This window comes from Pseudoxanthomonas sp., assembly GCF_035999195.1.
In the GTDB taxonomy this organism is placed as follows: domain Bacteria; phylum Pseudomonadota; class Gammaproteobacteria; order Xanthomonadales; family Xanthomonadaceae; genus Pseudoxanthomonas_A.
This window is the reverse complement of record NZ_DASYGY010000007.1, coordinates 452,611-471,623: the sequence shown is the minus strand read 5'-3', so window position 1 is coordinate 471,623 and position 19,013 is coordinate 452,611. Positions and strand designations below refer to the sequence as shown.

Genomic DNA, 19,013 nt, shown 5'->3' with positions numbered 1-19,013 from the left:
GGCATGGCGTGATCGGACGGACGGGCGGGTCGCGCCGGAGCGCGCTGCGGCCAATCACGATATCGCAAGTCGCGCGGACGCCGGTAGCCGTCCCCGTCGGCCGGCGTTCCTTGCTCGGCCAGAGGCCGGCGTGTGCTACCAGCCGGCGAGCACCAGTTTGCCGATGGTGCTCCCGGACTCCAGCCGGCGGTGGGCTTCACGCAGGTTGGCGGCATTGATCGGCGACAGCGTACCGGTCAGCGTGCCGCGCAGTTCGCCGGCATCGATCAGGTCGGCGACGCGGTCGAGCAGTACGCCCTGTTCGCCCATGTCGGCGGTGCGGAAGCGCGGGCGGGCGAACATCATTTCCCAGTGGATGCCGATGCTCTTGGCCTTGTAGGGATCGCCGATGCGCAGCTCGCCCTTGGGTTCGACGATCAGCCCGACATGGCCGAGCGGCGCCAGCAGCTCGCCCAGCTCGGTCCAGTACCGGTCGGTATCCGCCAGGTTCAGCGCGGCGTCGACGGTCTCGAAGCCCAGCGCCTTCAACTGCGGGCCGAGCGGCTCGCGGTGGTCGACCACGTGGTCGGCGCCCATCGCCCTGCACCAGTCGCTCGTTTCCCGGCGCGATGCGGTGGCGATGACGGTGAAGCCGGCGCGCCTGGCCAACTGGGTGGCGATCGAGCCCACGCCGCCGGCACCGGCGATCACCAGCAGCGACTTGCCCTTGCCGCCACCCTCGATGGCATACGGCATGCGGTCGAACAGCAGCTCCCAGGCGGTGATCGCGGTCAGTGGCAGTGCGGCGGCCTGCGCGAAGTCGAGCGACGCCGGCTTGCGCCCGACGATGCGTTCGTCGACCAGCTGGAACTGCGCATTGCTGCCGGGCCGGGTGATGTCGCCCGCGTAGTAGACGGCATCGCCGGGCTTGAAGCGCGTCACCGCCTCGCCGACGGCTTCGACCACGCCGGCGGCGTCGTAGCCCAGCACTTTCGGCTGGGCTTCGACCTGCGGCTTCGGTGAGCGGACCTTGGTGTCGACGGGATTCACCGAGACGGCTTCCACGCGCACGAGGATGTCGTGGCCGGTGGCGGTGGGTGTCTCCAGTTCGACATCGACCAGCGAATTCGGATCGTCGATGGGCAGGTAGCGGGTCAGGGCAACGGCTTTCATGGGGGATCCTCGTGGAGAGTCAGGAGGCGTGCCGCGATGATGCGACGCGCGGTGGAAAGACGCGATGCGACGAAGCGCGCATCAGGCGCAGTTCGCTTCGGCGGCCAGCGTGAAACGCTGGCGGCGCTCCAGCGCCAGCGCCCACAGCGCGACGGCGAAGGCCGACGCAGGCACCAGCGCGGCGACCCAGGGCAGGGCGGACAGACCCAGCCCCTGCGAGATCACCACGCCACCCAGCCACGCGCCCAGCGCGTTGCCCAGGTTGAAGGCGCCGATGTTCAGGCTGGACGCCAGGCTCTGCGCGCCGCTGGCCTTCTGCAGCACCCACAGCTGCAACGGCGAGACCGTCGCGAACGCGGCCGCGCCCAGCAGGCCGGTGAACGCGATCATCGCCAAGCGGCTGTGCAGCACGAAGGTCATCGCGCCCATCACCAGCGCCAGCAGCGCGAGGGTGCCGAGCAGCGCGGGCGCCAGGCGGCGGTCGGCGAAGCGCCCGCCCAGCAGGTTGCCGAGGATCATGCCCACGCCGAACACCAGCAGGATCGGCGACACCGCCGCATCGGCGAAACCGGTCACCTGCGTCAGCAGCGGCTGGATATAGGTGTACACAGTGAACATGCCGCCGAAGCCGAGCACGGTCATCAGCAGGCCCAGCAGCACCTGCGGGCGCGCGACCACGCGCAGTTCGTCGCGGAACGGCAGCGGTGCCGGCGCGCTGCGGTCGGCCGGCACCAGCGTCGCGATGATCACCGTCGCCAGCACGCCGATGGCGGTGACCGCCCAGAATGTCGCGCGCCAGCCGTACTGCAGGCCCAGCCAGGCACCCGCCGGCACGCCGAGCAGGGTGGCCACGGTCAGGCCGGTGAACATGACGGAGATGGCCGACGCCTTGCGGTCCTCGCCGACCATGCCGGTGGCGACCACCGCGCCCACGCCGAAGAAGGTGCCGTGCGCCAGCGAGGTGATCACCCGCGCGGCCATCAGCAGTTCGTAGTTCGGTGCCAGCGCACAGGCCAGGTTGCCCAGCGTGAACACGATCATCAGTGCCACCAGCACCGCCTTGCGCGGCATCCGGCTGGTGGCGGCGGTCAGCAGCGGCGCGCCGACGAAGACGCCCAGCGCGTAGCCGGAGATCAGCAGGCCGGCGGCGGCGATCGAGACCTGCAGGTCGGCGGCGACCTGCATCAGCAGGCCCATGATGACGAACTCGGTGGTGCCGATGCCGAAGGCGCCGGCGGTCAGGGCGTAGAGGCCCAGCGGCATGCGCGGGCTGGAGGTGGGGTCGGGAGACATCTGCGGGTGGCGGGTATCGGGGGAGGCGTGCAGCGTGCCGCTTCCCGCCTTGCCGAAAAACCGACAAGATGGCGAATCACTTTCAACGGAACATTGAAAATGGACCGCGTCGGCGACCTCACCCTGTTCCTGCGCGTGCTCGACCTGGGCTCGATCACCGCGGCCGCCCACAGCCTGGACCTGTCGGTGGCGGTGGCCAGCCAGCGCCTCAAGCGGCTGGAGAAGGAACTGGGTGTGCGCCTGCTGCACCGGACTACCCGCCGGCTGCATCCCACACCGGAGGGGCTGGCGCTGGCGCAACAGGGGCGCGTGCTGGTCGAAGAACTGGAATCGCTCGGCAGCGGACTGCGCGAGGCGGCCAGCGAGGTGGCCGGTACGCTGCGGGTGACGATGTCGGCCTCGTTCGGGCGCCAGTACGTGTCTCCCCTGCTGCCCGCCTTCCTCGCCCGCCATCCCAAGGTCCGGTTGAGCGTGCATCTGAGCGACAACGTGGTGGATCTGGTCAGCGAGGGTTTCGATCTGGCCATCCGGATCGGCGCCCTGGACGATTCGCGGATGGTGGCGCGCCTGATCGCCCCCAACCGCCGGGTGCTTTGCGCATCGCCGGATTACCTGGCCCGGCGTGGCGCGCCGCAGATGCCTGCCGACCTCGCCGACCACGACTGCCTGCTGCTGGTCGGCAGCGGGGGGCGCCAGGACGTCTGGCGGCTGGGCACGCCCGGCGGCGGCGAGGTGGCCGTGCGCGTGCACGGGCGTTTCGAGAGCAACTTCGGTGAAGTGCTGCGCGATGCCTCGCTGGCCGGGCAGGGCATCGTGGTGCATTCGCTGTGGCATGTCGCCGATGACCTGCGTGCGGGACGCCTGAAGGTCGTGTTGCCCGACTTCCCGCTCGCCACGACGTCGATCAGCGCGGTGATGCCGCAGCGCCGGCTGATGCCACCGCGGGTGCGCGCGTTCGTGGATTTCCTGTCGGAGGCATTCGGCGAGCACCCGCCGTGGGAGCGCGGACTGGCGACGTAGTCAGTCGGTGTCGAAGGCGAACGCGTCCAGCGCCAGTCCGCCCATTTCCACGTCGCGATGGAGCAGCGTGCCCTTCGCGCCTTCGCCAGCGGCACCCAGCGCCACGTACAGCGGGTACAGGTGTTCGGTGGTCGGATGGTTCTGCTGCGCATGGGGCAGCGCGGTCCAGTCGAGCGCGCGATCCACGTCGCCGGCCACCAATGCCTCACGCAGCGGATCGGTGAACGCCGACACCCACGGGAATGCCGGCCCGCTCGCCTGCTGCCAGTCCAGCGCACGAAGGTTGTGCGAAAAGCCGCCGGACCCGACCACCAGCACGCCATCTGCGCGCAGCGGCGCCAGTGCGCGCCCCAGTCGGTAATGCCATCCGGCGCTCTGTGCCGGGTTTACCGACAACGCCACCACCGGAATGTCGGCAGCAGGATACATCCGTCGCAACGGCACCCAGACGCCGTGGTCGAGGCCATGGTGGTCATCCACGCGCGCCTCGAACCCGTCCGCTGCAAGCCGTCCCGCGACGTCGTGCGCAAGCGCCGGTGCACCCTGGCTGGGATAACGGATCTGGTAAAGCACGTCGGGAAAGCCGCCGAAATCGTGGATCGTGTCGGGTAGGGGCGTCGCGGTCAGCGTCGGCCGGGCGTGGACGAAGTGCGCCGACGCCACGACGATGGCGCGAGGCCTGGGAAGCAAGGTACCCAACCGGTCGAGGAAGCGAGCCGTGGGTGAATCCTCGACCGCCAGCATGGGAGAGCCATGGGAGAGGAACAGGCTGGGAAGCGGGCGGCAGAGGGCGGATGTCGTCATGGCGCGAGAATCGGCCCTTGCCACCGGGTTACCAAGCACCGCATCTGCACCAATGTGTTTTGTCCTTGACGCGTGCGCGATACCTACCGACTATCGGTCGCGCATCTGTGACGCGACATGTGAAGATCTGCTTGAATTCCCTTAAAGAGTGTTAACCTTGCCCAACTTGTTACGGGACCGTTAACACAGTCTTCACATACCCCCGCATAATCTGTTCAGCAAGGCGACGGAAGCCTGTCGCCTCGGATAACAACTAGAAACGCCGCAAGTGAAGTGCTTCGGTTTCTCTACTACTGAACTTCTACAAGGAAAGGAGCTGCAAATGAACAAGAAGATTCTCTGCGCCGCGCTGCTGGGCGGCCTGAGCTTCGCGAACCACGCGATGGCCCAGGAGTTTGATGACCGCTGGTACCTGACCGGTTCCGCCGGCTTCAACCTGCAGGACGACGACCGCACCACCCGCAACGCCCCTTTCCTGGGCCTGGGCCTGGGCAAGTTCATCAGCCCGAACTGGTCGCTGGACGGTGAGCTGAACTACCAGAACCCGAAGTTCGAAGACAACCAGGACCTGCTGTGGAGCCAGTACGGCATCTCGCTGGACCTGCGTCGCCACTTCATCCAGGAAGGCCGCGGCTGGAACCCGTACATCGTGGCGGGCCTGGGCATGCAGCGCTCGGAAGAAGAGTACGTGATCAACAGCGTCGACTCGCCGGCGCAGCGTCGTGACAACAACCTCGCCGCCAAGCTGGGCGTCGGCCTGCAGACCACGCTCGACAACCGCGTCGGCGTCCGCGCCGAAGTGGCCTACCGCGCCGACTTCGACGACCAGAGCGTCGCTGCGCCGCAGGAAGACTGGTTCGGCGACGTGCTGGCCTCGGTCGGCGTCGTGATCCCGCTGGGCCCGAAGGCCGAAGCCGCTGCTCCGCCGGCCCCGCCGGCTGCGCCGAGCTGCGCGGACCTGGACGACGACGGTGACGGCGTCAACAACTGCGACGACAAGTGCCCCGGTTCGCAGGCTGGCCAGACCATCGGTCCGGACGGCTGCCCGGTGCAGGTCTCGATCGATCTGAAGGGCGTGAACTTCGACTTCGACAAGTCGACCCTGCGTCCGGACGCGATCGCGATCCTGAGCGAAGCCGCCGAAATCCTGAAGCGCTATCCCGACCTGCGCGTCGAAGTGGCCGGCCACACCGACCTGTGCGGTGCCGACGCCTACAACCAGTCGCTGTCGCAGCGTCGTGCGCAGACCGTGTACGACTACCTGACCAACAACGGCGTCAGCGCCTCGCGTCTGGTGGGCCCGATCGGTTACGGCGAGAGCCGTCCGCTGGAGCCGACCGCGCAGACCCTGCCGGGCTGCAAGAGCGAGCGCAACCGTCGTACGGAACTGAACGTCCAGAACTGATCGGACGCGCTTCCCGCAACACCCGAAGCCCGGCCTCGTGCCGGGCTTCGTTTTTCCGGTCGTCGTGCGCGGGATTTGCGTGACCGTGTTTCCGTCTTTCCGCATTGATGCGTCGCATGGCGTCCTATTTCTTGCCATGCCGTGAGACGCTGCCTACACTCCGGGCACGTTCCGCAGGAAACCTTCAGGAGTTGTGCCGATGCGCCGTCAGATCCTCGCCAGTGTGCTGTGCATCGCCGCGATTCCGGCCGTCCAGGCCGCGCCCGACTGCAGCGGCAGCCTGGTGCCGGCTCCCCTGAAGACGCCGGCCACGGTGATCGCACCGGTCGCGCCCGAGTTCACCGCCGCCGCCACGCAGCTGGGCGCGCCGTCCGGCGTGCTGGCATCGCACGCCTTCGACGAGTCGCAGTCGGTCGACCGCGTGCTGATGCGCCTGCGCATCGAGGGGTGCCGCAACGTCGCCAAGGCGCTGCCGGCCGCGCCGGCCGCCGCGACGGCCACCGCCAGTCCGGCGGCCTACCAGCCCAAGACGGCGCACGACAACACCCCGTGGCGGTTCGACATGAGCCAGAACGGCAAGCGCATGACCGCCGATGAGTTCGACGCGTGGATGAAGTCCCGCGGCGTACGCGTGGTCAAGGCACCCGGCGCGCCGGCGGCGGCGCCCGCACCGGCTCCCGCCGAGCCCGCGAAGAAGTGATCCACGAACGGCCGGTCATCCGGCCGTTTTCCTGTCCACTCCCGTGACCTCGCGCAGACCTTCTTCCCGCAGCGCCTCGCGTGGCGTGCGCTCGCGCGCAGCGAGCGCGCAGGTAACGCGTCATGGGCTGGCCCGCGTGCTGTCCAAGCAGGGCGTGTGCTCGCGCAGCGAGGCGGCGCGCTGGATCGTCGAAGGCCGTGTGTCCGTCGATGGCCGCATCGTGCGCGATCCGGAGTTTCCGGTGGTCGCCGGCCGCGCCGTGATCCGGGTCGACGGCCAGGCCAGCGCCGCGCCGGAGCGCTGCTACCTGATGCTCAACAAGCCGCGCGGGCTGGTCACCACCGTGCGCGACGAACAGGGGCGCGACACGGTCTACCGTTGCCTGGACGGTACGGCGCTGCCCTGGCTCGCACCGGTGGGCAGGCTCGACAAGGCCAGCGAGGGCCTGCTGCTGTTCACCAACGACCCCGAGTGGGCCGCACGCATCACCGATCCGGCAACGGGTCCGGACAAGACGTACCACGTGCAGATCGACCGGCTTCCCGACGATGGCCTGCTGCAGCTATTGAAGACCGGCGTGTGCGTCGATGGCGAACACCTGTCCGCCCGCGATGTCCGCGTGCTGCGGAGCGGGGAGCGCAACGCGTGGCTGGAGATCGTGCTGGAGGAGGGACGCAACCGGCAGATCCGCCGCCTGCTCGCTGCGTTCGATGTCGGCGTGTTGCGGCTGGTGCGCGTGGCCGTGGGGACGCTGGCACTGGGGGAGCTGGGCAAGGGCGCGTGGCGCATGCTCGAGGCGCATGAGCGCGAGGCGCTGGCGCCGACCACCGGACGTTGAATGCGCGACAGCGGTCCGGGTTCGCGGCCGGGCGTCTGCCTACACTCGCTCACGCCGACCTTGGGGAAACCGCCATGTACCGTCCGATTCCGCGCCTGCCGCTGTGCTGCGCCGTGCTGCTCGCTTTCGCCCTGTCGACCGGTTGCGCGTCGACATCGCCGTCTTCTGCCGCGACCACGAAGGCAGCGCCCGACGAGATCGTCACCGTCAAGGTCGGTCCGCACGGTCACCGCTTCGACATGCAGCAGAACGGCCGCAGCATGACGGCCGAGGAATTCGATGCCTGGATGAAGGCCCGCGGCATCCGCGTGGCCAAGGGCGCGCCGGCGAAACCGAAGACGACCGCCGGCACCGCCAGAAGCGCCCGCTGACACGCGGGCGCATCGGCAGACCGATCAGCCCTTCACCACGCCCAGCTCGCGACCGATGCGGACGAACGCGTCGATCGCGCGGTCCAGGTGTTCGCGCGTGTGCGCCGCGCTGATCTGCGTGCGGATGCGCGCCTGCGCCTTCGGTACCACCGGGAAGAAGAAGCCGATCGCATAGATGCCTTCCTCGAGCAGTCGTTCGGCGAAGCGCTGCGCCAGCGGCGCGTCGTACAGCATCACCGGGCTGATCGGGTGCACGCCCGGCTTGATGTCGAAACCGGCGGCGGTCATCTTCTCGCGGAAGTAGCGGGTGTTCTCCTGCAACTGCGCGCGCAGGTGGCCGGCGGCGGACAGCATCTCGAAAGCCTTGATGCCGGCCGCCACCACGTGCGGCGGCAGCGAGTTCGAGAACAGGTAGGGGCGCGAGCGCTGGCGCAGCAGCTCGATCACTTCCTTCCGCGCCGTGGTGAACCCGCCCAGCGCACCGCCCATCGCCTTGCCCAGCGTGCCGGTGATGATGTCGATGCGGTCCAGCACGCCCTTCACTTCGGCCGAGCCGCGCCCGGTGGCGCCGAGGAAGCCGGTGGCGTGGCATTCGTCGATGTGCACCAGTGCGTTGTACTTCTTGGCGAGCGCGGTGATCTCGTCCAGCGGCGCGATGAAGCCGTCCATCGAGAACACGCCGTCGGTGGTGATGAGCTTGGTCTTGCAGCCGGCCGCATCGGCGGCCTGCAGCTGTGCTTCCAGGTCGGCCATGTCGCAGTTGGCGTAGCGGAAGCGCTTGGCCTTGCACAGGCGCACGCCATCGATGATCGACGCGTGGTTCAGCGCGTCGGAGATGATCGCGTCGTCCTCGCCCAGCAGCGGCTCGAACAGGCCGCCGTTGGCGTCGAAGCAGGCGGCGTAGAGGATGGTGTCTTCGGTGCCGAAGAAGTCGGCGATGGTCCGTTCCAGCTGCTTGTGCAGGTCCTGCGTGCCGCAGATGAACCGTACCGACGCCATCCCGAAGCCGTGGGTGTCGAGCGCCTCCTTGGCGGCCTGGATGATGTGGGGATGATCGGCAAGGCCCAGGTAGTTGTTGGCGCAGAAGTTCAATACCGTCCGCCCGTCGGCCAGGGTGATCTCCGCCGACTGCGGGCTGGTGATGATCCGCTCGGCCTTGAACAGGCCCTGGGCGCGGATCTCGTCGAGGGTGGTGGCGTAGTGGGCGGTCAGCGCGTCGGACATGGCGGGGACAGGGGCGGGAAAGCCGTCATTCTACCCGGCGCCCGCGATGCACCCGGCACGTCATGCGCGTACGGCATAAGCGAACCCCGTTTCGTCATTTCCCTGCCTGGATGTGCGCACGCAGCATCGCGTCTCCGGCCCCGGACGGGCCTTCACACGGGGAAAAGCAGCCATGCGGACACACTCGGGCCAACGCAAGCGGAAAGGCAGCGGCGTCGCCATCCTGGGCGCACTGGCCTGTTCGCTGGCGCTCCCCGTCTCCGCACAGAGCCAGCCCACCGTGCAAGAGCTACTGCAACGCCTGGAAGCCCTGGAACGCCGCGTCGGCGAGGCGCCGACGGCGGTTGCGGCGGAGGGCGAGGCGGCCCCGGCGACGTTGGGGGACCTGGACCAGCGCCTGCGCATCCTCGAGCGCCGTCTCGAACTGCAGCAGGAGGACGCCGCGGCCAAGGCCAAGGACGCGCCGGTGATCGCCGTGAACGACAAGGGCGCCTCGCTGAAGTCGGCCAATGGCGACTTCGAGTTCAGGCTGCGCGGCCTGGTGCAGGGCGACGCGCGCTTCTTCCTCGACGACGATGCCGTGCCGCAGAACGACACGTTCCTTTTCCGGCGCATCCGCCCGACCATCGAAGGGTCGCTCGGCAAGCTGGTGTCGTTCCGCCTGACGCCGGAGTTCGCCGGCGACAGCGCCACCATCGTCGACGCCTACGTCGACGTGAAGCTGGATCCGGCCTTCACCTTGCGCGCCGGCAAGGTCAAGGGTCCGATCGGCCTGGAACGCTTGCAGTCTGGCAGTGCGATCGGCCTGATCGAGCGCAGCTTTCCGACCGAACTGGCCCCCAACCGCGACCTGGGCGTGCAGGCGCAGGGTGAGCTCGCCGAGGGGCGCGTGAGCTATGTGGCGGGCGTGTACAACGGTGCGCCCGACGGCCGCGATGCCGCGACCACCAACCCGGACGACGAGTTCGAGTACGCGGGTCGCATCTTCTTCGAGCCGTTCAAGAACACCAGCAGCACGTGGTCGGGGCTCGGCTTCGGCATCGCCGGCAGCATCGGCGACAAGCAGGGCACGGGCAACAATTTCCTGCCGCGTTATCGCACCCAAGGGCAGGCGCAGTTCTTCAACTACCGCACGGCGGTGGCGGCAGATGGCGAACACAGCCGCATCTCGCCGCAGGGCTATCTGTATCGCGGCCGGTTCGGCCTGCTGGCCGAATACATCGCGTCGAAGCAGGAACTGCTGATCACCAGCGGCGCAGCGGCAGGCACGCGGGCGGATCTCGAGAACACCGCCTGGCAGGCGACGGCGAGCTGGGTGCTGACCGGTGAAGATGCCAGCTACCGCGGCGTGGTGAAGCCGTCGAAGCCGTTCAGTCCCGGCAGTGGCTGGGGCGCATGGGAACTGGTGGGCCGTTACGGCGAGCTGGAGATCGACGACGATGCCTTCCCGCTATTCGCCGATCCGCTGGTCGCCGCGCGGCGCGCCAAGGCCTGGACGTTGGGCGTCAACTGGTACCTCACCAGCAACCTGAAGCTGGTCGTCAACTACCTCGACACGCAGTTCGAGGGCGGTGCCACCGCCGGCGCGGACCGCGAAGACGAAAAGGCCGTGTTTTCGCGACTGCAGGTCGCCTTCTGATTCCCGGAGACCATCCATGAAGACTTCAATCCGCCATCATGTCCGCACTGCGCTCCTGGCCTTCGGCCTGACCCTGGCTGCCGCCGCGGGCGCCAAGGACATCAAACTGCTCAACGTGTCGTATGACCCGACGCGCGAGTTCTACCGCGAGTTCAATGCCGCGTTCGCCGCCGACTGGCAGAAGACCAGGGGGCAGAAGGTCAGCATCGAGACCTCGCACGGTGGTTCAGGCAAGCAGGCGCGCTCGGTCATCGATGGCCTGGAAGCCGATGTGGTGACGCTGGCGCTGGCCTATGACGTCGACTCCATCGCCCAGCGCGCCAAGCTGTTCCCGGCCAACTGGCAGTCGCGCCTGCCGGAGAACAGCGCGCCGTATACCTCGACCATCGTCTTCCTGGTGCGCAAGGGCAATCCGAAGAAGATCCGCGACTGGCACGACCTGGTGAAGCCGGGCATCTCGGTGATCACGCCGAATCCGAAGACCTCCGGCGGCGCGCGCTGGAACTACCTGGCGGCGTGGGCGTACGGGCTGAAGATCTTCAAGGGCGACGAGGCGAAGACGCGCAACTTCGTGCGCGGGCTGTTCCGCAACGTGCCGGTGCTCGATACGGGCGCGCGCGGCTCGACCACCACCTTCGTGCAGCGCGGGATCGGCGACGTGCTGCTGGCGTGGGAGAACGAGGCGTTCCTGTCGATCGAGGAACTGGGCCCCGACAAGTTCGACATCGTGGTGCCGTCGCTGTCGATCCTGGCCGAGCCGCCGGTGGCGCTGGTGGACCGCAACGTGGACAAGCACGGCACGCGCGAGGCGGCACAGGCCTACCTCAAGTACCTGTATTCGCCGACGGGCCAACGCCTTGCCGCCAAGCACTACTACCGCCCGCGCTATCCGCAGCACGCGGCGGCGGAAGACATCGCGCGCTTTCCCAAGCTGGAGCTGGTGACCATCAACGGCGTCTTCGGCTCCTGGGCAAAGGCGCAGGCGACGCACTTCGCCGACGGTGGCGTGTTCGACCAGATCCAGGCGAAGTAACGTGGCGGCAGTGCATCCCTGGCCGGGAAAGACGCGTCCGCGGCGCGTCATTCCCGGTTTCGGCCTCAGCCTGGGCTATACGCTGGCCTGGCTGGGGCTGATCGTGCTGATCCCGCTGGTAGGCGTGTTCGCCAAGGCCAGCGGATTGAGGCCAGCCGGCATCTGGGCCATCTGGAGCGAGCCGCGCGTGCTGGCGGCGCTGCGCATCAGTTTCGGTACCGCGTTGGCTGCCGCTGCGTTCAATGCGGTGATGGGCACGCTGGTGGCGTGGGTGTTCGTGCGTTACCGCTTCTGGGGCAAACGCGTGTTCGACGCGATGATCGACCTGCCGTTCGCGTTGCCGACCGCCGTGGCCGGCATCGCGCTGACGGCGCTGTACGGGCCGACCGGCTGGATCGGGCAATGGCTGGAGGCGGCCGGCATCAAGGTCGCGTATACGCCGCTCGGCATCACCGTGGCACTGGTGTTCATCGGCCTGCCGTTCGTGGTGCGCGTGGTGCAGCCGGTACTGGCGGAAATCGAGACCGAACTGGAGGAAGCGGCGGCCACGCTCGGTGCCAGCCGCTGGCAGGCCGTGCGTCATGTGGTGCTGCCGACGCTGTGGCCGGCCGTGCTGGCGGGCTTCGCGCTGGCGTTCGCGCGCGGCGTGGGCGAGTACGGATCGGTGATCTTCATCGCCGGCAATCTGCCGGGCGTGTCCGAGATCGCACCGCTGCTGATCACGATCAAGCTGGAGGAATTCGATTACGAAGGCGCCACGGCGATCGCAGCGGCCATGCTGCTGCTGTCGTTCGCCCTGCTGCTGCTGATCAACAGCCTGCAGGCGCGCCTGCAGCGCACCGGCAAGCGGGCAGGGGGCTAACATGGGCGACGCCATCTCCGCCGTCATCGCCATGCCCCCGGAGTCGTCTGCCGTGGAAGCGCCCGCACGTTCCGTCCGCCGCCATGCCGCCACCACCGAGCCCGCCTGGGTGCAGGTGCTGCTGGTGCTGGGTGCGCTGGGCTTCCTGCTCTCGTTCCTGTTGCTGCCGCTGGCGCTGGTATTCGTCGAAGCCCTGCGGGGCGGCTGGACGGCGTTCGTGGCCGCCGTCAGCGAAACGGACGCGCTGGCGGCGGTGCAGCTGACCTTGCTGGTGACGGCCATCGTGGTGCCGCTCAACCTCGTCTTCGGCGTGGCGGCGGCGTGGGCGGTCAGCAAGCACACGTTCCGCGGCAAGCGCTGGCTGGTCACGCTGATCGATCTGCCGTTCGCGGTGTCGCCGGTGGTGGCGGGCCTGATCTACGTGTTGATCTTCGGCGCGCAGGGTTGGGCGTATTCGCTGATCGACGAGGGCTGGCATTTCACGCTGCCGCTGCTGGGCGATCTGCACGTGCAGTTGCCGAAGATCATCTTCGCGCTGCCCGGCATCGTGCTGGCGACGATCTTCGTGACGTTCCCGTTCATCGCGCGCGAGCTGATGCCGCTGATGGAGCAGCAGGGCACCGACGAGGAACTGGCCGCGCTCAGTCTGGGGGCCAACGGCTGGCAGACGTTCTGGCGGGTGACGCTGCCGAACATCCGCTGGGCGCTGCTGTACGGCGTGCTGTTGTGCAGTGCGCGCGCGCTGGGCGAGTTCGGCGCGGTGTCGGTGGTGTCGGGCCATATCCGCGGCCGTACCAATACGTTGCCCCTCCACGTGGAGATTCTCTACAACGAATACGCCTACAGCGCCGCGTTCGCCGCGGCCTCGCTGCTGGCGCTGACCGCGCTGGTCACGCTGGTGCTGAAAACCTGGCTGGAGTGGCGCCACGGCGAAGCGCTGGCCGCCAACCATCGGCATTGAGGCGACGATGTTTTTGACGCGCATACAGGCGAAAGAAGCGGGTAAGGCGAAAGAACGCCAGGAAGCGGTGCCGTAGATGAGCCATATCTTTTACATCCGCTCTTTTCGCTCTTATCTGTGTCAAAAAAAGCAGTAAGCAGGAGTGCAGGACATGACGATCAGGATTGAACATCTCGGCAAGCGGTTTGGCGACTTCGCGGCGCTGGATGACGTTTCGCTGGAGATCCGCCAGGGCGAGCTGCTGGCCTTGCTGGGACCGTCGGGGTCGGGCAAGACCACGCTGCTGCGCGTGATCGCCGGCCTGGAACATGCCGACCGCGGGCGCGTGCTGTTCGATGGCGAGGACGCGACCCGCCTCAGCGTGCAGGCGCGTCGTGCCGGTTTCGTGTTCCAGCACTACGCACTGTTCCGGCACCTGACGGTGGAGGAGAACATCGCCTTCGGCCTGCGCGTGCGCAAGGGGCGCGATCGCGTGCCCGATGCGACGATCCGTGCGCGCGTGGCCGAGCTGCTCTCGCTGGTGCAATTGGATGGCTTCGGTGCGCGCTATCCGTCGCAACTCTCCGGCGGCCAACGGCAGCGCGTCGCCCTGGCGCGTGCGCTGGCCATCGAACCACGCGTGCTGCTGCTGGACGAACCGTTCGGCGCGCTCGATGCGCAGGTACGACGCGACCTGCGGCGCTGGCTGCGCGAGTTGCACGACCGCACGGGCCTGACCACGATCTTCGTGACCCACGATCAGGAAGAAGCGCTGGAACTCGCCGACCGCGTCGCCATCCTCAACCGCGGTCGGATCGAACAACTGGGTAGCCCCGCCGATGCCTACGACGTGCCGGCATCGCCGTTCGTCTATTCGTTCGTGGGCGCAGTGAACCGGGTGCCCGGCCATTGGCAGGAAGGATCACTCCAGGTCGGAGGGCTGCCGCTGCAGCCGCATGGTCACGCGGGCGAGGGCGACGCCGAGGTGTACGTGCGGCCCGAGGACCTGCATCTGGTGGAGCCGGAAGGTGCGCCCGCCTGGACGGCCACCATCGTCGGTGCGCAGCGCAGCGGCCCGCGCCTTCGCTTGCGCGCGCGTCTGGCGGACAGCGGCGTGGAGGTCGACGTGGATCTTCCCGCCCACAGCGAGGGCCCTGCGACCGCTGCCGGCCAACCGGTGCGCTTGGCACCAAAACGGTTCGGATGGTTTCCCCGCGACGGTGCGGCGGCACCAGCATGAGGCGACATAAGCTGCTGAATTGATTGAAAAAGAAACCAATTTCCGGTGGCTTCATCCAGCACTTGACGCCAGTGATTGGTGCGGCGCACTATCGGCTCGCAGTTAAAAAATAGTGAAGTCGTGATGACAGTCGTCTGGCGATCCACGACGCACCTGCCCACGCCCATCCTCACCGCCACAGGAGAAACCGGATGAAGCCCGTCAAGCTCTGCACCGCCCTTGCCACCGTCCTGCTGCTGTCCCTGCCGCTGGCGGCATTCGCGCAGGAGGCCGAAGAGGAAGAGGCGTCCTCGCCTTTCAGCGCCACCTTCGCGGCGACGACAGACTACGTCTTCCGTGGCGTGTCGCAGACCGACAACGGCCCGGCATTCCAGGCCGGCGCCAGCTACTCGGCACCGTTCGGCCTTTACGCCGGTGTGTGGGCGTCCAACGTGGATTTCGGCGCCGGCGGCCCGGATTTCGAAGTGGACTACTTCGTGGGCTGGAACAAGGATCTCAGCGACAGCTGGAACCTCGACCTGGCCGTGAACCGCTATACCTACGAAGGCGCGTCCGACGGCTACGGCGACATCGACTACAACGAGTACATCGCCAAGCTGGAGTGGAGTGGCCCGGTGACGGTCGGCGGCATCCTCGCGTATGCCGACGACTACAGCAACACAGGCGCCGAAGAGATCTACGCCGGCCTGTCGGCGAGCTACGACATCGGCGACTCCGGATTCTCGCTGGGCGCCTCGACCGGCTACACCTCGATCGACGCCGGCAGCGACGGCCGTGCCGACTTCTACGACGGCTCGGTCACCCTGTCGAAGGGGTTCGGCCCGGCCACCGCAACGCTGGGCTATTACGACACCTTCGGATCGGACGCCTCCGAACTGCGCCGCGGCTCGGACATCTACAAGCCGGGTCTGGTGTTCACCATCGCGGTCGAAGTTCCGTAAGCACGCATCCCGTTCCGGAAAAGAAAAAGGGCGCCGTAGGGCGCCCTTTTTTTCGTGGCATCGCGACGCCGACTCAGTTCCAGCTCAACACCACCTTGCCGGCCTTGCCCTGTTCCATCAGGTCGAAACCCTTCTGGAAATCGTCGATCGGCAACTGGTGCGTCAGCACCTTGCCGAGCGGGAAGCCGCTCAAGACGAGCTGCGTCATCTTGTACCAGGTCTCGTACATCTTGCGGCCGTAGATGCCCTGCACGGTGAGGCCCTTGAAGATGATCTTGTCCCAGTCGCAGCCGGCGCCCCTGGGCATGATGCCGAGCATCGCGATCTTGCCGCCGTGGTACATGCAGTCGAGCATGTCGTTGAAGGCGCGCGGGTTGCCGCTCATCTCCAGGCCCACGTCGAAGCCTTCCATGTGCAGGTCGGCCATCACGTCCTTCAGCGAGGTGTTGGCCACGTTGACCACGCGGGTGGCGCCCATGTCGGCGGCCAGCTTCAGGCGGAAATCGTTGACGTCGGTGACCACCACGTTGCGTGCGCCGATGTGCTTGCAGATGCCGGCGGCGATGATGCCGATGGGGCCGGCGCCGGTGATCAGCACGTCCTCGCCCACCACGTCGAACTCCAGCGCGCAGTGCGCGGCGTTGCCGTACGGGTCGAAGAACGCGGCCAGCTCGGACGGGATCTGGTCCGGGATCGGCCACAGGTTGCTGGCCGGCATCACCATGTACTCGGCGAAGGCGCCGTTGCGGTTCACGCCTATGCCGACGGTGTTCGGGCACAGGTGCTGGCGGCCGCCGCGGCAGTTGCGGCAGTGGCCGCAGACGATGTGGCCCTCGGCCGACACGCGCTGGCCGACCTCGTAGCCGGTCACGGCGGAACCCAGCTGGGCGATGCGACCGACGAACTCGTGGCCGATGGTCAGGCCGGGCGTGATGGTGCGCTGGCTCCACTCGTCCCACAGGTAGATGTGCAGGTCGGTGCCGCAGATGGCGGTCTTCTCCAGCTTGACCAGCACCTCGTTGGGACCGGGCTGCGGAACCGGCAGCTCCTCCATCCAGATGCCTTTGCCGGCCTCGCGCTTCACCAGCGCCTTCATCGTCTGAGCCATCGGACGTCGATCCAGGAGAAAGAGGGCGCGGATTATACGCTGCGGTCCCGTGGGCCCCTGTTGCGGCGGTCCTTGACAGCCAGGACCTCCGTTGCGTCCCGGCGGCCTAGGACATAAGTCATGGTCGGCCCGGATGACGGGTTCATTACAATCGGGACTTTCCTGCCAGTCCCGGGGTTTCCATGCGTCCGAACCTGCTCGCCGCCGCCATCGCGGTTCCCTTGTCCCTGCTCGCCGCCCAGCTCGCCCATGCCGGCGAAGGCATGTGGGTGCCGCAGCAGTTGCCCGAGATCGCGGGACCGCTGAAGAAGGCCGGCCTGAAGCTGTCGCCGCAGCAGCTGGCCGACCTCACCGGCGACCCGATGGGCGCGGTGGTCGCGCTGGGCGGTTGCACCGCCAGCTTCGTGTCGCCGAACGGCCTGGTGGTGACCAATCACCACTGCGCGTACGGCGCGATCCAGCTGAACTCGACCGCCGAGAACAATCTGATCAAGAACGGCTTCAACGCGCCGGCCACCACGGACGAAGTCAGCGCCGGCCCGAATGCACGCGTGTTCGTGCTGGACGAGATCACCGACGTGACCAAGGACGCGAAGGCGGCCATCGCCTCCGCAGGCGACGATGCACTGGCGCGCACCAAGGCGCTGGAGGCGTTCGAGAAGAAGCTGATCGCCGACTGCGAGTCCGACGCCGGCTTCCGCTGCCGCCTCTACAGCTTCTCCGGTGGCAACACCTACCGCCTGTTCAAGAACCTGGAGATCAAGGACGTGCGCCTGGCGTACGCGCCGCCGGGCAGCGTGGGCAAGTTCGGCGGCGACATCGACAACTGGATGTGGCCGCGCCACACCGGCGATTTCGCGTTCTACCGCGCCTACGTGGGCAAGGACGGCAAGCCGGCGGCGTACTCGAAGGACAACGTGCCGTACCGGCCGAAGCACTGGCTGACGTTCGCCGACAAGCCGCTGGGCGAGGGCGACTTCGTGATGGTGGCCGGCTATCCGGGTTCGACCAACCGCTACGCGCTGGCGGCCGAATTCGACAACACCGCCGCGTGGACCTACCCGACCATCGCGCGCCACTACAAGAACCAGATCGCGATGGTGCAGGACGCCGGCAAGAAGAACGCCGACATCCAGGTGAAGTACGCCGCGACCATGGCCAGCTGGAACAACACCAGCAAGAACTACGACGGCCAGCTGGAAGGCTTCAAGCGGATCGACGCCGCCGGCCAGAAGCAGCGCGAGGAAGCCGCCGTGCTGGCGTGGCTGAAGGGGCAGGGCGCCAAGGGCCAGCCCGCGCTGGACGCCCACGCCACGCTGCTGGCGCTGCTCGAACAGAACAAGGCGACGCGCGAGCGCGACCTGACCCTGGCGATGTTCAACAACACGGCGATGGTGGGTTCGGCGACGCAGCTGTACCGCCTGGCGATCGAACGCGAAAAGCCGAACGCGGAGCGCGAATCCGGCTACCAGGAACGCGACCTGCCGGCCATCGAGGGCGGCCTGAAGCAGCTCGAGCGCCGCTATGTCGCCGCGATGGATCGCCAGCTGCAGGAATACTGGTTGAGCGAGTACCTCAAACTGCCGGCCGACCAGCGCGTCGCGGCAGTGGACACCTGGCTGGGCGGCAACGATGCGGCGGCTGTGAAGCGAGCGCTCGACCGGCTGGCCGGCACGAAGCTCGGCAGCACGGAAGAGCGCCTGACGTGGTTCGCCGCCGACCGCAAGGCGTTCGAGGCCAGCAAGGATCCGGCGATCCAGTACGCCGTCGCGGTGATGCCCACGCTGCTGAAGCTCGAACAGGAGCGCAAGACGCGCGCCGGCGAGAACCTGGCGGCGCGTCCGGTCTACCTGCAGGCGCTGGCCGACTACAAGAAGAGCCAGGGCGAGTTCGTCTATCCGGACGCCAACCTGTCGTTGCGCATCACCTTCGGCAATGTCATGGGGTATGCGCCGAGGGATGGCGTGGAATACACCCCGTTCACCACGCTGGAAGGCGTGGTCGCCAAGGAGACCGGCGAGGATCCATTCGACTCGCCAAAGGCGCTGCTCGACGCGGTGGCGGCCAAGCGCTATGGCGGACTGGAAGACAAGCGGCTGGGTTCGGTGCCGGTCAACTACCTGTCGAACCTGGACATCACCGGCGGCAATTCCGGTTCGCCGGTGCTGGACGCACACGGCAAGCTGATCGGGCTGGCCTTCGACGGCAACTGGGAGTCGGTCAGTTCCAACTGGGTGTTCGATCCCAAGATGACCCGCATGATCGCCGTGGACGGCCGTTACATGCGCTGGATCATGCAGGAGGTCTACCCGGCGCCGCAGCTGCTGACGGAAATGGGCGTGGGCAAGTAACACCTGCAACCGAGCCGGCAGGCACGGGACGGGAGCGGTTATCATCCGCTCCCGTCTTCGTTTCCGGCCCCAGGAAACGGGACCGAATTCCC

17 protein-coding genes are annotated in these 19,013 nt (G+C 67.6%); 12 read left to right on the top strand and 5 right to left on the bottom strand.

Translation table 11 applies throughout. From position 1 onward, the window contains the following. Positions 1-135 precede the first annotated feature (135 nt). Complete coding sequence (locus tag VGN58_RS07010) at positions 136-1,152, bottom strand: zinc-binding alcohol dehydrogenase family protein (RefSeq protein ID WP_327482582.1); 1,017 nt, start codon at positions 1,150-1,152, stop codon at positions 136-138. A gap of 81 nt (positions 1,153-1,233) precedes the next feature. After that, positions 1,234-2,445 carry an MFS transporter gene (locus VGN58_RS07005; protein ID WP_327482581.1) on the bottom strand — a complete coding sequence of 404 codons (1,212 nt, stop codon included), beginning with the start codon at positions 2,443-2,445 and terminating at the stop codon, positions 1,234-1,236. 99 nt (positions 2,446-2,544) lie between these two features. On the opposite strand from VGN58_RS07005, the gene VGN58_RS07000 reads away from it, so the two are divergent. After that, positions 2,545-3,465, top strand: coding sequence for a LysR family transcriptional regulator (locus tag VGN58_RS07000; RefSeq protein ID WP_327482580.1), 921 nt, complete (start codon positions 2,545-2,547; stop codon positions 3,463-3,465). Here VGN58_RS07000 and VGN58_RS06995 read toward each other — a convergent pair whose 3' ends face one another. Then, entirely contained in the window at positions 3,466-4,269 is an 804-nt protein-coding gene (locus VGN58_RS06995) for a class III extradiol ring-cleavage dioxygenase (protein ID WP_327482579.1), read from the bottom strand. Positions 4,270-4,591: 322 nt separating this feature from the next. On the opposite strand from VGN58_RS06995, the gene VGN58_RS06990 reads away from it, so the two are divergent. The 4 genes from VGN58_RS06990 (at position 4,592) to VGN58_RS06975 (ending at position 7,583) form a co-directional block, all read left to right on the top strand. Continuing rightward, positions 4,592-5,674: an OmpA family protein gene (locus VGN58_RS06990; RefSeq protein WP_327482578.1), complete on the top strand. Its 1,083-nt coding sequence runs from the start codon at positions 4,592-4,594 to the stop codon at positions 5,672-5,674. Between the two features lie 199 nt (positions 5,675-5,873). Further along, a complete protein-coding gene (locus tag VGN58_RS06985) occupies positions 5,874-6,374 on the top strand; it encodes a hypothetical protein (RefSeq protein ID WP_327482577.1) in 501 nt (166 codons plus the stop codon). 43 nt (positions 6,375-6,417) lie between these two features. Continuing rightward, complete coding sequence (locus tag VGN58_RS06980; RefSeq protein WP_414710762.1) at positions 6,418-7,212, top strand: pseudouridine synthase; 795 nt, start codon at positions 6,418-6,420, stop codon at positions 7,210-7,212. 74 nt (positions 7,213-7,286) lie between these two features. Continuing rightward, positions 7,287-7,583, top strand: a complete 297-nt coding sequence (locus VGN58_RS06975) for a hypothetical protein (RefSeq protein WP_327482629.1) — start codon at positions 7,287-7,289, stop codon at positions 7,581-7,583. 24 nt (positions 7,584-7,607) lie between these two features. Here the strand turns inward: VGN58_RS06975 and kbl are convergent, their stop codons facing one another. Beyond that, positions 7,608-8,807 carry a glycine C-acetyltransferase gene (gene kbl, locus VGN58_RS06970; protein ID WP_327482576.1) on the bottom strand — a complete coding sequence of 400 codons (1,200 nt, stop codon included), beginning with the start codon at positions 8,805-8,807 and terminating at the stop codon, positions 7,608-7,610. A gap of 172 nt (positions 8,808-8,979) precedes the next feature. Here kbl and VGN58_RS06965 point away from each other — a divergent pair, with 172 nt between their 5' ends. The 6 genes from VGN58_RS06965 to VGN58_RS06940 all read left to right on the top strand — a co-directional run bounded on the left by VGN58_RS06965 (position 8,980) and on the right by VGN58_RS06940 (position 15,462). Further along, entirely contained in the window at positions 8,980-10,446 is a 1,467-nt protein-coding gene (locus VGN58_RS06965) for an OprO/OprP family phosphate-selective porin (protein ID WP_327482575.1), read from the top strand. A 16-nt stretch (positions 10,447-10,462) separates the two neighbouring features. Then, positions 10,463-11,479, top strand: coding sequence for a sulfate ABC transporter substrate-binding protein (locus VGN58_RS06960; RefSeq protein WP_327482574.1), 1,017 nt, complete (start codon positions 10,463-10,465; stop codon positions 11,477-11,479). Position 11,480: 1 nt separating this feature from the next. Then, positions 11,481-12,341 (top strand): sulfate ABC transporter permease subunit CysT, encoded by an 861-nt coding sequence (gene cysT / locus VGN58_RS06955; protein WP_327482573.1) that lies wholly within the window; start codon positions 11,481-11,483, stop codon positions 12,339-12,341. Position 12,342: 1 nt separating this feature from the next. Then, positions 12,343-13,302 (top strand): sulfate ABC transporter permease subunit CysW, encoded by a 960-nt coding sequence (cysW, locus tag VGN58_RS06950; RefSeq protein WP_327482572.1) that lies wholly within the window; start codon positions 12,343-12,345, stop codon positions 13,300-13,302. 151 nt (positions 13,303-13,453) lie between these two features. Then, complete coding sequence (locus VGN58_RS06945) at positions 13,454-14,521, top strand: sulfate/molybdate ABC transporter ATP-binding protein (protein WP_327482571.1); 1,068 nt, start codon at positions 13,454-13,456, stop codon at positions 14,519-14,521. Positions 14,522-14,712: 191 nt separating this feature from the next. After that, positions 14,713-15,462, top strand: coding sequence for a TorF family putative porin (locus VGN58_RS06940; protein ID WP_327482570.1), 750 nt, complete (start codon positions 14,713-14,715; stop codon positions 15,460-15,462). A gap of 73 nt (positions 15,463-15,535) precedes the next feature. On the opposite strand, the gene tdh is transcribed toward VGN58_RS06940, so the two are convergent. Further along, the gene (tdh, locus tag VGN58_RS06935) at positions 15,536-16,570 is read right to left on the bottom strand and encodes an L-threonine 3-dehydrogenase (RefSeq protein WP_327482569.1); all 1,035 of its coding nucleotides are present in this window, start codon (positions 16,568-16,570) and stop codon (positions 15,536-15,538) included. A 182-nt stretch (positions 16,571-16,752) separates the two neighbouring features. Here tdh and VGN58_RS06930 point away from each other — a divergent pair, with 182 nt between their 5' ends. After that, positions 16,753-18,921 carry a S46 family peptidase gene (locus tag VGN58_RS06930; RefSeq protein ID WP_327482568.1) on the top strand — a complete coding sequence of 723 codons (2,169 nt, stop codon included), beginning with the start codon at positions 16,753-16,755 and terminating at the stop codon, positions 18,919-18,921. Positions 18,922-19,013 lie beyond the last annotated feature (92 nt).

What these genes read in the sequence shown, in the direction of transcription:
- VGN58_RS06990 (WP_327482578.1), top strand. Translation starts at nt 4,592, where the DNA reads ATGAACAAGAAGATTCTCTGCGCCGCGCTGCTGGGCGGCCTGAGCTTC.
- VGN58_RS06940 (WP_327482570.1), top strand. Translation starts at nt 14,713, where the DNA reads ATGAAGCCCGTCAAGCTCTGCACCGCCCTTGCCACCGTCCTGCTGCTG.
- VGN58_RS07005 (WP_327482581.1), bottom strand. Translation starts at nt 2,445, where the DNA reads ATGTCTCCCGACCCCACCTCCAGCCCGCGCATGCCGCTGGGCCTCTAC.
- VGN58_RS06960 (WP_327482574.1), top strand. Translation starts at nt 10,463, where the DNA reads ATGAAGACTTCAATCCGCCATCATGTCCGCACTGCGCTCCTGGCCTTC.
- VGN58_RS07010 (WP_327482582.1), bottom strand. Translation starts at nt 1,152, where the DNA reads ATGAAAGCCGTTGCCCTGACCCGCTACCTGCCCATCGACGATCCGAAT.
- cysW (WP_327482572.1), top strand. Translation starts at nt 12,343, where the DNA reads ATGGGCGACGCCATCTCCGCCGTCATCGCCATGCCCCCGGAGTCGTCT.
- VGN58_RS06945 (WP_327482571.1), top strand. Translation starts at nt 13,454, where the DNA reads ATGACGATCAGGATTGAACATCTCGGCAAGCGGTTTGGCGACTTCGCG.
- kbl (WP_327482576.1), bottom strand. Translation starts at nt 8,807, where the DNA reads ATGTCCGACGCGCTGACCGCCCACTACGCCACCACCCTCGACGAGATC.
- VGN58_RS07000 (WP_327482580.1), top strand. Translation starts at nt 2,545, where the DNA reads ATGGACCGCGTCGGCGACCTCACCCTGTTCCTGCGCGTGCTCGACCTG.
- VGN58_RS06930 (WP_327482568.1), top strand. Translation starts at nt 16,753, where the DNA reads ATGCGTCCGAACCTGCTCGCCGCCGCCATCGCGGTTCCCTTGTCCCTG.
- VGN58_RS06995 (WP_327482579.1), bottom strand. Translation starts at nt 4,269, where the DNA reads ATGACGACATCCGCCCTCTGCCGCCCGCTTCCCAGCCTGTTCCTCTCC.
- tdh (WP_327482569.1), bottom strand. Translation starts at nt 16,570, where the DNA reads ATGGCTCAGACGATGAAGGCGCTGGTGAAGCGCGAGGCCGGCAAAGGC.
- VGN58_RS06965 (WP_327482575.1), top strand. Translation starts at nt 8,980, where the DNA reads ATGCGGACACACTCGGGCCAACGCAAGCGGAAAGGCAGCGGCGTCGCC.
- VGN58_RS06985 (WP_327482577.1), top strand. Translation starts at nt 5,874, where the DNA reads ATGCGCCGTCAGATCCTCGCCAGTGTGCTGTGCATCGCCGCGATTCCG.
- VGN58_RS06975 (WP_327482629.1), top strand. Translation starts at nt 7,287, where the DNA reads ATGTACCGTCCGATTCCGCGCCTGCCGCTGTGCTGCGCCGTGCTGCTC.